General features: G+C 66.2%; 12 protein-coding genes. 10 read left to right on the forward strand and 2 right to left on the reverse strand.

Annotated elements, in window-relative coordinates; genetic code table 11:
• Positions 1-77: 77 nt before the first annotated feature.
• From L5G32_RS11520 to L5G32_RS11545, 6 genes are all read left to right on the forward strand, one after another.
• Positions 78-770 (forward strand): S1 family peptidase, encoded by a 693-nt coding sequence (locus tag L5G32_RS11520; RefSeq protein WP_237011250.1) that lies wholly within the window; start codon positions 78-80, stop codon positions 768-770.
• An 82-nt stretch (positions 771-852) separates the two neighbouring features.
• Positions 853-1,206, forward strand: coding sequence for a VOC family protein (locus L5G32_RS11525; protein WP_237011169.1), 354 nt, complete (start codon positions 853-855; stop codon positions 1,204-1,206).
• Positions 1,207-1,286: 80 nt separating this feature from the next.
• A complete protein-coding gene (locus L5G32_RS11530; RefSeq protein ID WP_237011170.1) occupies positions 1,287-2,768 on the forward strand; it encodes a DUF3375 domain-containing protein in 1,482 nt (493 codons plus the stop codon).
• Positions 2,765-3,364: a DUF4194 domain-containing protein gene (locus L5G32_RS11535; RefSeq protein ID WP_237011171.1), complete on the forward strand. Its 600-nt coding sequence runs from the start codon at positions 2,765-2,767 to the stop codon at positions 3,362-3,364. The genes L5G32_RS11530 and L5G32_RS11535 overlap by 4 nt, the downstream gene beginning before the upstream one ends.
• The gene (locus L5G32_RS11540; RefSeq protein WP_237011172.1) at positions 3,361-6,729 is read left to right on the forward strand and encodes an ATP-binding protein; all 3,369 of its coding nucleotides are present in this window, start codon (positions 3,361-3,363) and stop codon (positions 6,727-6,729) included. Before L5G32_RS11535 ends, L5G32_RS11540 begins: the two co-directional genes overlap by 4 nt.
• A gap of 18 nt (positions 6,730-6,747) precedes the next feature.
• A complete protein-coding gene (locus L5G32_RS11545; RefSeq protein ID WP_237011173.1) occupies positions 6,748-7,608 on the forward strand; it encodes an SCO6745 family protein in 861 nt (286 codons plus the stop codon).
• 211 nt (positions 7,609-7,819) lie between these two features.
• Here L5G32_RS11545 and L5G32_RS11550 read toward each other — a convergent pair whose 3' ends face one another.
• Both L5G32_RS11550 and L5G32_RS11555 read right to left on the reverse strand, forming a co-directional pair.
• Positions 7,820-8,302, reverse strand: a complete 483-nt coding sequence (locus tag L5G32_RS11550) for a PPOX class F420-dependent oxidoreductase (RefSeq protein ID WP_237011174.1) — start codon at positions 8,300-8,302, stop codon at positions 7,820-7,822.
• 25 nt (positions 8,303-8,327) lie between these two features.
• Positions 8,328-9,278 carry an intradiol ring-cleavage dioxygenase gene (locus L5G32_RS11555; protein WP_237011175.1) on the reverse strand — a complete coding sequence of 317 codons (951 nt, stop codon included), beginning with the start codon at positions 9,276-9,278 and terminating at the stop codon, positions 8,328-8,330.
• Between the two features lie 134 nt (positions 9,279-9,412).
• Here L5G32_RS11555 and L5G32_RS11560 point away from each other — a divergent pair, with 134 nt between their 5' ends.
• From L5G32_RS11560 to L5G32_RS11575, 4 genes are all read left to right on the forward strand, one after another.
• A complete protein-coding gene (locus tag L5G32_RS11560) occupies positions 9,413-10,396 on the forward strand; it encodes an ADP-ribosylglycohydrolase family protein (protein ID WP_237011176.1) in 984 nt (327 codons plus the stop codon).
• 141 nt (positions 10,397-10,537) lie between these two features.
• On the forward strand, positions 10,538-11,545 hold the full coding sequence (locus tag L5G32_RS11565) for an NYN domain-containing protein (RefSeq protein WP_237011177.1): 1,008 nt from the start codon (positions 10,538-10,540) through the stop codon (positions 11,543-11,545).
• 81 nt (positions 11,546-11,626) lie between these two features.
• The gene (locus L5G32_RS11570) at positions 11,627-12,346 is read left to right on the forward strand and encodes a DUF6319 family protein (protein ID WP_237011251.1); all 720 of its coding nucleotides are present in this window, start codon (positions 11,627-11,629) and stop codon (positions 12,344-12,346) included.
• Positions 12,343-13,551, forward strand: coding sequence for an MFS transporter (locus tag L5G32_RS11575; RefSeq protein ID WP_237011178.1), 1,209 nt, complete (start codon positions 12,343-12,345; stop codon positions 13,549-13,551). Before L5G32_RS11570 ends, L5G32_RS11575 begins: the two co-directional genes overlap by 4 nt.
• Positions 13,552-13,553 lie beyond the last annotated feature (2 nt).

Below are 13,553 nucleotides of genomic sequence, written 5' to 3' on the forward strand. Positions count from 1 at the left end.
CACGTGTGTTTGAATCGTTACCGAGTCCGGCCGGGGGGTCGGAAGTCAAACTCGAACGGAGTTCTGTCAACGTGAAGATGTTCAAACGAGTGCTGGTCGCGGTCGCCGCGGTCGCCACTACTGCGGCGCTGATGCCGAGCGCACCTGCTGACGCCGCGCCGCGTGCCACGGTCGGCGGTGGCTCGGGAATCATCCTTGCGGGCAACTCGCTGTGCACGATGACCGCGGTCGGCCATGATCGCACCGGCCGTCTCGTCGGCCTGACCGCCGCTCACTGCGGCGGCGTCGGCAACACCGTCCAAGCCGAGCGCAAGCGTTCCGCAGGCGTCATCGGGACCATCGCGACCCGGAGCGAGAAGCTCGACGTGGCGGTCATCGCGCTGAATCCTTCGCGCGTGAAGGCCGTCCGCCAGGTCGGCAAAGCCCGCATCTCGCGTGTCGGCGTCTACCCGAAGCCGTTCTCGAACGTGTGCAAGGCAGGCCGCACCACCGGGTTCACCTGCGGCCCGACACTTCTCGACGACGGTGACGCTTCACTGAACTACGTCTGCGCCGACCACGGCGACTCGGGCGGACCGATCATCGTCGGCGGCCGTCTCGTCGGCATGTTGAACGGCGCACTGCGCGTCGCAGGCGCGGGCACTCCGTCGATCCCGTGCGTTGACCCCGCCTTCCCGGTGTACAGCCCGATGATCGCTACCAAGATGACGGACATTCTGCGTCCCCTCAACCGGACCAGCATGGTCGGATCGGGTTTCCGCCCCATCTGATTCCTCACGCGAGACCAGTTGAGGCCCGGTGCATTTCATGATGCACCGGGCCTCAATCGTGTGTCGGGCCTACATTGTGCGTATGCAGGCCAAGAAGATCAGCACCAACATTCCGGTCGACGACATCGAGCAGGCGAAGTCGTTCTACCAGGACTTCCTCGGGCTGCAGACCGAAGAGTTCAACCTGGGTTGGGTGGCTCGCTTCACCGATGCCGAGTCCGGCGCACACGTGCAGCTCGTCACCGAGGACCGGACGGCTCCTGCTGACTCGGCTCTCTCGGTGCACGCCGACGACGTCGACGCCGCATACGCCGAGGCGCAGGAGCTCGGATACGAGATCGTCTATCCGCTCACCACCGAGGAGTGGGGTGTGCGGCGATTCTTCGTCCGAGCCCCGGACGGCACCCTGCTCAACATCGTCGCGCACCGCGACTGACCCGGCGGCCCACCCGCCACCACGCTGTCCGATCGGCCCGCGACTACGACTCTCGTGGGGTCACTCGTTACCCTGTCCCAGTGCAATTCGACGAGATCGTCGCCGTGCGGAAGTCCAGCGCGGCCTGGAGGCTGCTGCGCGCGGATAACGCGCCGCTCGTCTTGTCGTTCCTCGGCCGGGTGTTCGTCGACGACAACATCCGCGAGATCTCCGAGTCGGGTCTGATCAGTCTGCTCGACGACGAGTTGTACGGCCTCAACCAGCGACTGGGCGAAGGAACCTATCCGCGAGCGCCGAAGGCGTATCTCGACGAATGGGCGGCGCCGTCTGCCGGTTGGCTCCGCAAGTACTACGTCACCGACAGCGACGAGCCGCATTACGACGCGACACCCGCTGTCGAGAGGGCCGTCGCCTGGCTTCAGTCCTTGCGCGAGCGTGACTTCGTCGGCACCGAGTCGCGCCTGAACACGGTCTTCGACCTCCTCCGTCAGATCGTGTACGGGACGAACACCGATCCGCAGGTCCGACTGGCCGAGCTGCGCCGCCGCCGCGCCGAGATCGACGCGGAGATCGACGCCGTCGAACGCGGCGAGGTGAGCGTCCTCGACGCGACGCGACGCCGGGACCGGTACCAGCAGTTCGGCGAGGTGTCGCGAGCCCTGCTGTCGGACTTCCGCGAGGTCGAGGCGAACTTCCGCGGATTGGACCGGCAGATGCGCGAACGCATCGCCACGTGGCGCGGCACCAAGGGCGAACTCCTCGACGAGATCGTCAGCAGCCGCACCATGATCACCGACTCCGACCAGGGGCGCAGCTTTCAGGCGTTCTACGACCTGCTGCTGTCGGCGGACCGCCTCGACGAACTCGACCGACTCGTCCGGGAGACTCAGGCGTTCTCCGACGTCGCGGACGACCGGTTGGCCAATATCCACCACGACTGGCTCGATGCGGGAACCCGCGCACAAGACACCGTCCGCCGCCTGTCCGAACAGCTCCGGCGGTTCCTCGACGACCAGGCATGGTTGGAGAACCGACGCGTCATGGATCTGCTCCGCAGCATCGAAGCGTCGGCGTATTCGGTCCGCGACGGGCGCACCGACGAGTTCTCCCACGAGATCGACTCCCCCGCACCGACCGTCGTACTACCGATGGAACGTCCCCTCTATCACCGGGCGCCCACCGTCGACATCGAGAGCGACGACATCGAATACGGAGAGGCGGAAGGCGATTCCGATGCGTTGTTCGAGCAGATCCACATCGATCCTGCTCCTCTCGTCGACGAGGTCCGGCGTCGTCTGCGCCGTCACGATCAGGTGACTCTCGCCGACGTCCTCGCCGAGTCGCCGCTGTCGCAGGGGCTCGCCGAACTGATCACGTACCTCTCGCTCACCGATGAGAGCTTCACGAAGATCTTCGACGACGCCACGACCCAACACGTCGGCTGGACCGATGAGTTCGGCGCCCGTCGGACCGCGCGTGTCCCCCGCGTCATCTACTCACGCCCCCGAACGACCGGCCCAGGCGATCGCATCGACGCGATCGAGACACAGGAGTCACGATGAGCCGTACAGTCCCCCGCGACGAACTGAGCCTGTCGATGGCAGTCACTTCTCTGATGAAGGGCGTCGTCTACCGCGACTCGGCCGAGACCACCTGGCAGCACGTAGTCGGATTGGCTGCACAGGTCAGCGACTACGTGGCGACGCTCGGTCTCGCCGTCGTCGTCGACGAGGCCGAAGGCTATGCGTTCCTGCGCTCCCGAAGCGACGACGAACTCGCCGAGTCGGGGATCCCCCGCCTCGTCGCCCGCCATCAGTTGCCGTTGCACACGTCGCTACTGCTCGCACTGCTCCGCAAGAAGCTCGCCGAACACGACACGACCGATGCGGGCAGCCGACTGATCCTGACCGGCGACCAGTTGCGCGAACTGCTCGATCCGTTCTATCCGGCGACGACGAATGAGGCTCGCACCGCCGATCAAACCGATACCGCGGTCCGACGCGTCACCGATCTCGGCTTTCTCCGCCGCATGCCGGGGCAGGACGGCGAGTACGAGGTGCGTCGCGTCATCAAGGCGTTCGTCGACGCGCAATGGCTGTCCGATCTCGATTCACATCTGGCCGAGTACGCCGATATCGCACGGGAGGAGACGCGATGACGGGGCTGTTCGCCGCGACGGAATTGGAGAACACCGAGTCGGCCCGGTCGGGTTTTCGACTTCAGAAGTTCCAGGTGTTCAACTGGGGAACGTTCGACCAGCGGGTCTGGACACTCGATCTCGCGGGCGAGAACGGCTTACTGACCGGCGACATCGGCTCCGGCAAGTCGACGCTCGTCGATGCTCTCACCACCCTGCTGATGCCTGCCCACCGCATCGCCTACAACAAGGCTGCGGGCGCCGAGTCGCGAGAACGCGACCTCCGCTCCTACGTGCTCGGCCACTACAAGTCCGAGCGCAACGACTCGTCTGGGGCGTCGCGCCCCGTCGCTCTGCGCGGCATGTCGAACTACTCGGTGATCCTCGGTGTCTTCGCCAACGAGGGCTACGACGAGACGGTCACGCTCGCGCAGGTCTTCTCGATGCGCCACGACAGCGGCCAGCCTGAACGTTTCTTCACCGTCACCGACCGCGCACTCGACATCACCTCGGACTTCGCCGATTTCGGCACCGACCTGCGCGCGTTACGGAAACGATTGAAGGACAGAGGAACTCGTATTCACGAGCACTTCCCGGAGTACGGACGCGACTACCGTCGCAGTCTGGCGGTCCGGTCGGAGCAGGCGATGGAGTTGTTCCATCAGACCGTCTCCATGAAGGCTGTCGGCAACCTCAACGACTTCGTCCGCGACCACATGCTCGAACCGTTCGACTCCACCGGGTGGGTCGACACGATGGTCGCCCACTTCGAGGATCTGACGGCAGCGCACGACGCCGTCGTCCTCGCGCGCCGCCAACTCACTGATCTCGCACCGTTGTTGGCCGACTACGACAAGTACACGAGCCACACGGAGATGGCCGCCGAGATGCGGCAGCGACGTGGCGCGCTCCGCTTCTACTTCGCGAACCGACGCTCCGAACTCCTGGAATCCGATCTGGCCGAGTCCAATCGCGAACTGGCCGCGACGCGCAGTGCGTTGGAAGAGATCGACCGAGACATCGCCGACCTCCGGATCGCGTTGCGCGAGTTGGAGCTTCGGCAGGCAGGGTTGGGCGGCAACGACATCGCCGCGTTGGAGGCTCAGATCGCCGAGGCGCAACGCCAACGAGACGAGCGCGCAGGCGCGTACGAGAGGTACACGACGCTTCTCGAAGACTCGGGGCTGGCGCCGGTCGCCGACCGCGGTCAGTTCGAGCAGCGGCGCAGCGAGATCACGGACGCCGTCGACGCGCTCGACGCGGAGATCGCCGACGTCGCGAACGGCATCACCGAACTCGTCGTCGACCGACGTCAGATCGATGGCGAGGGACGCCGGGTGGCCGGCGAGATCGCGAGTCTGCGCGGTCGGACCAGCAACATTCCCGAACGCAACCTGCGGATGCGCGAACTGATCTGCGCAGGCGTCGGCCGCTCGCATGACGAACTGCCGTTCGTCGGCGAACTGATCGGCGTCCGTCCGGACGAGACCCGTTGGGAGGGTGCAGCCGAGCGAGTGCTCCGCGGGTTCGGGCTGTCGCTCCTGGTGTCGGCCGATCTGTACGACGAGGTGTCGGCCTGGATCGACGCCAACCATCTCGGCGGTCGGCTAGTGTACTTCAAAGTGCCCGAACGCCTTTCCCCCAAGACCACGGCCACTCCGCCGTCCAACGCGCTCGTCCACAAGCTCGACGTCAAAGAGGGCCCCTTTTACGAGTGGCTCGAACGCCGACTGTTCGAGCGGGCCCGCCACATCTGCGCCGAGACGCTCGACGATTTCCGGAACGCCGACTACGCCGTCACCGCCGCCGGTCAGGTGCGGTCGGGCGGCGGCCGCCACGAGAAGGACGATTCACAGCGCGTCGACGACCGTCGCAACTATGTGCTCGGCTGGAGCAACGAGCAGAAGGTCACCGCGCTGTTCACCGCGGGCCAACGGGTCCAGGACGATCTGAACCGGATCGACGGCGACATCGAAGAGTTGGAGGACTCTCGCCGTCGGCTGATGAATCGGCGCAATGCGCTCACCGGGTTGGAGACGTATCAGAGCTTCGACACCGTCGACTGGGAGTCGGTGGCGGGCCGCATCTCCGAACTGACTGAGCGCAAGACCGACCTGGAGCACTCGTCGGACGAGTTGGCTGAGGTGACCGAGCTCGTTGCGTCCACGCGCGACCAGTTGTCGGTCGCCGACGCGACCCGTGACGGCTTGCGCGACAAGGTGTCTCGACTCGAGATGTCGCGGACGCAGGGCGAGCAGACTCGCGACGCAGCCCGGCATGTGGCGGCCGAGCCGGGATCGCAGGACGCGTCGACACATTTCGACGCGATCACCGAGTCGATCGGCGACGTCGAACTGACCGTCGAGATGTGCACCGAACTGGAGGCGACTCTCACCCAGTCGCTGACCGACGCATCCGAGCAGCACACGTCGCGGGCCGGCACGTTCGAGACGCGCGTGGTGAATCGGATGTCGGAGTTCAACCGAGACAACCCGATTCTGACGACCGAGTTCGATGCCGACATCGCGTCTGCAGACGAGTACCGCGAACTGAACCGCCGACTGTCCGAGGACGATCTGCCGCGATTCGAGGGCGAGTTCAAGGACTATCTGAACACCAACGCGATCCGTGACATCGCGATCTTCGCTGCGAAGCTCAACAAAGAAGTCCATCTCATCCACTCCAAGATCGACACGATCAACGAGTCGCTGTCAGGTATCGAGTACAACCCCGGTCGCTACATCCGCCTCGAGGTCAATTCGAGTGCATCGCAAGAGATCAAGGAGTTCCGCGCCGATCTGCGCCGCTGTGGCGACGGCGAGATGGAGATCGGGGCACAGGAGCAGCAGTACACGGAGGAGAAGTTCCTCCTGGTGAAGGCGATCGTCGAACGCTTCCGGGGTCGTGAAGGGTTCGCCGACGTCGATCGGCGGTGGACGTCGCTGGTCACCGACGTCCGGAACTGGGTGACGTTCGCAGCGTCCGAGCGCCACGTCGAGGACGACGAGGAGTACGAGAACTACACCGATTCCGACGGTAAGTCGGGCGGCCAGAAAGAGAAGCTCGCCTATACGATCCTCGCCGCGTCGCTCGCATACCAGTTCGATCTGAAGTGGGGCGCAACGCGGTCGCGGGACTTCCGGTTCGTCGTGATCGACGAGGCGTTCGGCCGCGGTTCGGACGATTCGGCACGGTACGCGCTGTCACTGTTCGCGAGGCTCGGGCTTCAACTCCTCATCGTCACTCCGTTGACGAAGATCTACACGATCGAGCCGTTCGTGTCGGCGGTCGGCTACGTCGAGAACCGCGGCGGCAGCTACTCGCAGTTGCAGTGTCTGACGATCGAGCAGTATCGGCAGTCGAGGCGGGCACGCGAGAGCCTCTGAGCTGGCACAGTGGGTGGCATGGGAACCGATAGCACCGCCGCAGCCCGTCACGCCTACGAGAGCCTCGAGCCCTTTCATGTCCTCGCTTACTTCAATCCGGGCATCGGTCCTGCTCAGGACGAACTCGGCCTGGACGGCTACGCCTTCTACACCGGTGGACGCGGCGCACCGCTCGCGGGCGCCCCGGGATCGGTTGTCGCAGCGATGTTCTACAACTTCTCCCCGGCACTGGTCGCGTCCGCGTGGGACGCCGCGCAGACCCGCGGCCTCGACGCGGTCGACGCGCGGCGGTACGAGATGCTCGACGAGCAGTTCCGCACGATCTTGGGCGACGACTGCGAACTCCTCGCTCCCCTGATCCCCGAATTTCAAGCGGTCGCTGACGCGCTGCCGTTCTCGGGTCGTCCGCTGGCCGCAGCGTGGGCGTCGACGGATGTCCCGGACGCACCCCATCTCGCGGTGTGGCGCACGTGGACGATCATCCGAGAGTGGCGCGGCGACAACCACATCGCCGAACTCGTGTCGCACGGTCTCGACGGGATCGACGCAGGCGTCTTCCACGAGTCCGAGCTTCCCGATCCGTCGATTCACCGTCGAGTCCTGGGCAAGAAGCTGTTCCAATTGACGCGCGGTTGGTCGGACGACGACTGGTCGGAGTCGGTGGAACGACTCTCCTCACGCGGTCTGCTGGAATCCACGGGTGATTCGACCCGACTGACCGCCGACGGTTTCGCGCTCTACCAGGAGATCGAGGACCGCACCGACGCAGTCTCGGGCCGCTCCCTCCCCGACAGTCTCCCGGACCTCGTCGAGCGCACTCGCCCCTTCGTCAAGAAGGTCATCGACGCAGGCGTCCTCCCCGGCACCAAGAAGCGCTAGCCTCCCCCCTCCCCGCTGGTCGAGCCTCTTCCGTCGGCCGAGCGGAGTCGAGACCCTCCGCCGGTCGAGCCCCCTCCGCCGGTCGAGCGAAGTCGAGACCCCCACTTCCCCCGCCGGTCGAGCGAAGTCGAGACCCCCACTTCCCCCGCCGGTCGAGCGAAGTCGAGACCCGACTCCCACCGCCGGTCGAGCGGAGTCGAGACCCCGCCGACTACTCCGCTGCGTCCAACCGCTCAGCGACGTCGGCGGGAAAGCCGCCGGTGGCGATGGGACCCCAACGGGTCGGCGTGATGCGGAGGAGTGACTTGTTCTGCAGTCGCATGGCTGCCCGATACTCATCCCAGTCCGAGTGCTCGCCTGAGATGCTGCGGAAATAGTCGACGAGACCGTCCTCGGCTTCGGGCATGTCGAGCACCTCGGCGGTACCGTCCACCTGCACCCACGCTTCACCGAACTTGTCGGACAGCACGCACACGCTGACCTGTGGGTTCCGCTTTGCGTTGGCCGTCTTGGCCCGTCCCGGGTAGGTCGCGATCACGATGCGGCCGTCGGCGTCGACGCCCGCAGTGACAGGTGACATCTGGGGAGAGCCGTCGCCGCGAGACGTGAGGAGGACCATCTGATGACGTGTGCGGACGAAGTCCAGGAGGTCGGCTAGTTCGACGGAGGATGCGGTTGCGACTGTTCGTGCCATACCGCCCTACCCTACGGACGAGTCCCTATCCCTGCGGACGGTTCTGGGGCGAGCCGCCTGGTTTACCTGGACCTCCGGGAGGCGGTCCGCCGCGCCCGCCCGGCGCGGGTCCGCCTGCCTGCGGCTCGGTCTTGGTGTCGACGCCGACCGGCAGTTTCGCGACGTATCCGGATACCGCGTTGCCGGTGACCGACGCCGTCTGGAGCTTGCCGCCGTCGTCACCGAAGACGTTGTCGCTCGCCAACGTGATCTGACTGAGGTTCTGGGCTGAGCCCGAATAGGTCGAGCGCGAGTAGACGGCATCGCAGACCTTCTTCGGCAGTGCCAACTGCGACGTCGCGATGGCCTTCGTGTGGTCGGTGATCGATCCGACGTCCGGGTACACCTCGAAGTGGATGTGCGGCCACCGGCCCATGTAGCAGCCGGGGACGATCGTCGTGAACGTCACCGCACCCTTGTCGTCGACTACCTGCACACCGCGCAGAAAGGTCTCGTTCTCGATGCCGTCGCCGTACATCGAGTACTCGCCCTGCGCATTGCAATGCCAGACGTAGACGGCGGCCCCGGCGAACGGCTTGCCGCCGCCTGCGATGTCTGTGACGTCGAGTGTCACTGTCAACGGGACACCGTCGGCTGTCGCGCCGCCGCCCAGACTGGAGGTGATGTCCCTGCGCACTATGCCCGACCGGTCGAGCACGTCGGGGCCGTTCGATCCGTCGCCCGGGTACGGACCCGCAGTCTCGTCGGGGATCTCGCCTGCGCTCGTCCCGGACGACGCGGCCGAGGAGCTCGACGACGAGGTGTCACCGGCCCCGTTCGAACATGCTGCGAGCAACGCCGCCGCACCGCCGGCACCGATGAGTGCCAACACTTTTCGACGACTCGACAGGGTCTGCAGATCGAACGCGGCACCCTGATCGACGATGGGCTCGTCGGGCCGGTGCAGGGCTCGTCCTTCGTAGGTTCTGACTCTCATGAGGTCGATCGTTTCACTGCTTGCTCTCACCGCACTGGACGTCAGCTGGAAGATCGCTGTGCAGAACGAAATTGTCGGTACCCGGCGATATGGTCCTCGCAAGCAAAACGCCCGCGAGCCCTGAGGAGGCCGACGTGACTGTACTCACCCCCGAACAACGCGACCGTGCGCGCGGTGCACTCCTCGGTTCAGCAGTCGGCGACGCACTGGGTGTCCCCTACGAGTTCGAGCCTGCCCTGTCGTCTACGACGGAGCCCGTGATGAAGGGCGGCGGCCTCGGCGACTTCGAGCCTGGCGAGTGGAGCGACGACACAGCCATGATGATGAGCGTGGCTCGCGCAGGAGCGCACCACGGCACGCTGTTGACCCAGACCGCGCTCGACGAAGTCGCCGACGGATTTCTCGAGTGGTTCGCGTCCGACCCGCCGGATGTCGGGAACCAGACGCGCCGCGTCCTGAGCGACTCGCTTCGGAACCGGTCGGCGACCGAGTCCATCAGTGAGACCATGCTGCGGATGTCGACCGCGCTGCGCCAGACGGGTACGAGAACTGGCGGAAACGGCGCTCTGATGCGCACGGCGCCTGTTGCTCTCGCGCACCTCGACGACCGAGATGCATTGGCGCAGGCTGCCTCAGCAGTCGCCGCGTTGACACATTCCGACGACGATGCCGAAGACACGTGCGTCCTGTGGTGCGAAGCAGTTCGAATCGCGATCGTCGAGTCACGGATCGACGTCTACACCGGCGTCGACCTGCTCCCAGCGGAGCGTCGCGATGTCTGGATGCGCCGACTCGACGAGGCGCGCGAGAACGATCCGAAAGAGTTCACACCGAACGGCTATACCGTCACCGCACTGCAGGCTGCCGCGTCGTCCATTCTGCACGCGTCTGGCGACGGCGCAGACCATTTTCGGGACGGACTGTTCACCGCGATCCGCATCGGAGACGACACCGACACCGTTGCCGCGATCACCGGCACGTTGCTTGGCGCGCGGTGGGGTCAGGCAGCGATCCCGACGACCTGGCAGGCCGACGTCCACGGATGGCCCGTCACTGATGGTCGTCCGTCTACCGCCGACGACCTCGTCGGATTCGCCGACGCGCTCACCCGTGGATAGCGCAGGTGAGCACCGGCGTAGAGGCCGCCCATCCGCATGTCCCGCCTCGATCGACGCCGAACCTTACGTGAGAGTCACAAACGCGGCGGCGACTCACCGAAGTCCCCGATTCGGCATCCGCGCCGTGACACAGTGAACGCCATGCGATCGACATGCGCCCTGTACATCGACGCCGGTTACCTCCTCGCCGCCGCCGCGACGCGGGTCACCGGAACGTCGCTCCGCAGCGGCATCCACGTCGAATACGTGAAGCTCATCAGTTCCCTCATCGACACCGCGCAAGAACTGTCCGGGCTGCCGTTGCTGCGGGTCCACTGGTACGACTCGGCGCGCAACGGCGTCCCCGATGCCCGGCAGGAGCGGATCGGCGAGATCCCGCGCGTCAAACTCCGGCTCGGCCGCTTCGGGATGGATGGCGAGCAGAAAGGCGTCGACCTCCGCATCGGCCTCGACCTCGTAACGCACGCCCGCAACGACGCATCGGACGTGTTCTTCGTCCTCTCCGGCGACGACGATCTGACCGAGGCCGTCGAGGAGTCCCAGGTCCACGGCATCCTCGTCAGCCTGCTTGCCGTCCCGAACCTCGAAGGCCGGCCCCACGGCGTCAGCCGACACCTCATTCGCGCGGCAGACGACATCCACACCATCGACGGTGCGGCGATCGACGACGCCGTCGTCAAGATCGAGCAACCGCCGGTGCCGTGTGTCGACGAACCCCTGCCCGCCGCGGCAGCGGTAACTCCGGCTCCGACGCCTAAGCCCGGGCCGAAGCCCGGCCGTCCAGCGACGAAGACTCCGCTCGACGTCGCGGCAGCAGTCCGTCAGGCCCCCGAGCCGGGGCCCGAACCCCGAGAGATCCTCGCCTACAGTTCGTCGACCGGCTCGGCCGGACACGTCATGCCCGGATACGACGCGGAACTCAGCGACGAGGTCGTCGACGGCGTAGTGGCGCGCGTGCTCTCCTCATTCCGCGAAAGCGCGACGCCGGAGACGATGGCGACGCTCGAACGGGACAAGCCGTCGATTCCCCGAGACATCGACCGCGCGATGCTGCTCGACGCGTCCGACGCCCTCGGCATGTACGACCTCGACGACGGTGTCCGATACCGCCTCCGCGCTCGGTTCTGGGAGATGTACAGCGACTCCTGACCGTTCGCACACCCGTGCGAAGCTGTCACTCCGGTATGCGAAAATGACGTGAGCAACGGAACTGACCAGAAGGACCCGCCCATGCCTCCGCGCCGCCGCTCGACCCCCGTGGCCGAGTCGTTGACACCCGACGACCTCACCAAACTGGCCACCGCGTTGGCCGACGGACGACGAGCCACCGTTTACCTTCGCGAAGCCGTTCCCAGCCTCGGCCTCGAGGAGGGAAGCTCCGCGAAGGTCGTATCGATCGCCGGCACGACAGTCACTGTGAGTCCACGCGGCGTCGACGACGAACTCCCCTACGAGGCAGACGAATTGCGGATCACGAAGGACGCGCCCCCCAAACCCGAACCAGCCAAGAAGGCTCCGCAGCGTAAAGCGGCGCCCCGTAAGGCCGCACCTCCGGCTGTGACGCCTGCTCCGAAACCCGCGCCGACCCCCTCTGCGCCAGCCCCGTCGTCGAGCGGTCCGGACGCCACACCCCGCCCTGCCGTCAAGCGCACACCGAGGAAGGCGACCCCGAAGAAAGCAACGCAGTCGGTCACCGTGACCGTCTACGGCACCACCGACAACGACTGGTTCGTCTCGATGACTCGCGGAGCCAAGAAACCGCCCCGATCGCGGTCCGTCACACCCGAGGCAGTCGACGCCGCCGTCCGAGAACTCGGTGACGCCACCACCCGCGACGCCGTCACATCGGTACTGAGTGCCGCTCACGAAGAGGCCCAACGCCGCGTCGAAGAGCTCAGTCGCGAACTGGCGGCCGCGAAACAAGCACTGGCAGCCCTGGAAAAGGCGTGACACACAGCCGGTCCGCCACGACTGCTGAACAGAACACATCCCGCCGCGACGTGCTGATCGTCCTGGCGCTACTGTTCACGGTCGGTTGGGCCACCAATCATTTCGTCGCGATGATGCCCGTCCTCCATGACGACGAGCACATCTCCGACGCGGCCCTCGAAGGAGCGTTCGCGATCTATGCGATCGGACTCCTGCCCGGACTACTCACCGGCGGCGGACTGTCCGACCGCATCGGACGACGTCCCGTGGTGCTCACGGGCGCGACGGGCGCGGCACTCGGAAATCTGCTCATGCTGATCTGGCACACCGAGCCGGGGGTGTTCGTCGGTCGGTTCATCGTCGGCCTCGGAGTGGGCCTCGCGGTCAGTGCAGGCACCGCCTGGTCCGCTGATGTCGGCGGCGTCCGCGGAACCGTACTCGCCGGCCTGACTCTCACCTGCGGATTCGCCATCGGTCCGTTCGCCTCCGGCCTGATCGCCCAGTTCACCGACGGAGCGGCACTGATCGCACCGTTCGTCGTCACCGTCGTCGCATCGTTGGCAGCGGTCGCAGCCGGGTTCGGAGTCTCGACCCCTCGATCCGCGTCACCCGCACAGGACGACGCCCCACTCGAGTGCGGCGACTTGCCGGCCGCCCGATCGGACAAGTCACTGTTCCGAGCGCTCGCCACCAGCCTCCCGATGTCGTTGTGGGTGTTCTCGGCGGTAGCGACGTCGGTGGTCACGATGGCAGGCCGCATGACCGATTTCTCCGGGCCGTGGGTGCCGGGGGTCGCCGCGGTTCTGGCGCTCGGCTCCGGCGTGGTCAGTCAGGCGCTCGCGCGGCGAGGATCGTGGGGGCCGCCAGCCGGGATCGCGGGCGCACTCCTCGCGGCGACAGGCTTCGTGGTCGTCGCGGTCGGCGGATCAGACCCGGCACCGATCGCGTTCCTCATCGCGTCGATCCTCCTCGGCGCAGGGTACGGGCTGTGCCTCCGCGAAGGGCTCCTCGACGTCGAGGAGTACGCGCCTCCGGAACGACGCGGCCTCGCGACCGGCGTCTACTACGTTGGCACCTACCTCGGGTTCGGTTTGCCGCTCCTGCTGCGCGCCGTCGAACCCTCCGTCGGCATCGTCGGGCCACTCCTTGTGATCGCCGCCTGCGCCGCAGTTTGCGCACTCGTCCGAGCAGGGCAGATCAGATCGGGGATCCTCGCACGCCACTGAAC

The organism is Gordonia zhenghanii (assembly GCF_021738965.1).
Lineage (GTDB): Bacteria > Actinomycetota > Actinomycetes > Mycobacteriales > Mycobacteriaceae > Gordonia > Gordonia zhenghanii.

Excerpts from the sequence above, each read along its gene's own strand:
- L5G32_RS11545 (WP_237011173.1), top strand. The coding sequence starts at position 6,748 with ATGGGAACCGATAGCACCGCCGCAGCCCGTCACGCCTACGAGAGCCTC.
- L5G32_RS11540 (WP_237011172.1), top strand. The coding sequence starts at position 3,361 with ATGACGGGGCTGTTCGCCGCGACGGAATTGGAGAACACCGAGTCGGCC.
- L5G32_RS11520 (WP_237011250.1), top strand. The coding sequence starts at position 78 with ATGTTCAAACGAGTGCTGGTCGCGGTCGCCGCGGTCGCCACTACTGCG.
- L5G32_RS11565 (WP_237011177.1), top strand. The coding sequence starts at position 10,538 with ATGCGATCGACATGCGCCCTGTACATCGACGCCGGTTACCTCCTCGCC.
- L5G32_RS11550 (WP_237011174.1), bottom strand. The coding sequence starts at position 8,302 with ATGGCACGAACAGTCGCAACCGCATCCTCCGTCGAACTAGCCGACCTC.
- L5G32_RS11555 (WP_237011175.1), bottom strand. The coding sequence starts at position 9,278 with ATGAGAGTCAGAACCTACGAAGGACGAGCCCTGCACCGGCCCGACGAG.
- L5G32_RS11525 (WP_237011169.1), top strand. The coding sequence starts at position 853 with ATGCAGGCCAAGAAGATCAGCACCAACATTCCGGTCGACGACATCGAG.
- L5G32_RS11570 (WP_237011251.1), top strand. The coding sequence starts at position 11,627 with ATGCCTCCGCGCCGCCGCTCGACCCCCGTGGCCGAGTCGTTGACACCC.
- L5G32_RS11535 (WP_237011171.1), top strand. The coding sequence starts at position 2,765 with ATGAGCCGTACAGTCCCCCGCGACGAACTGAGCCTGTCGATGGCAGTC.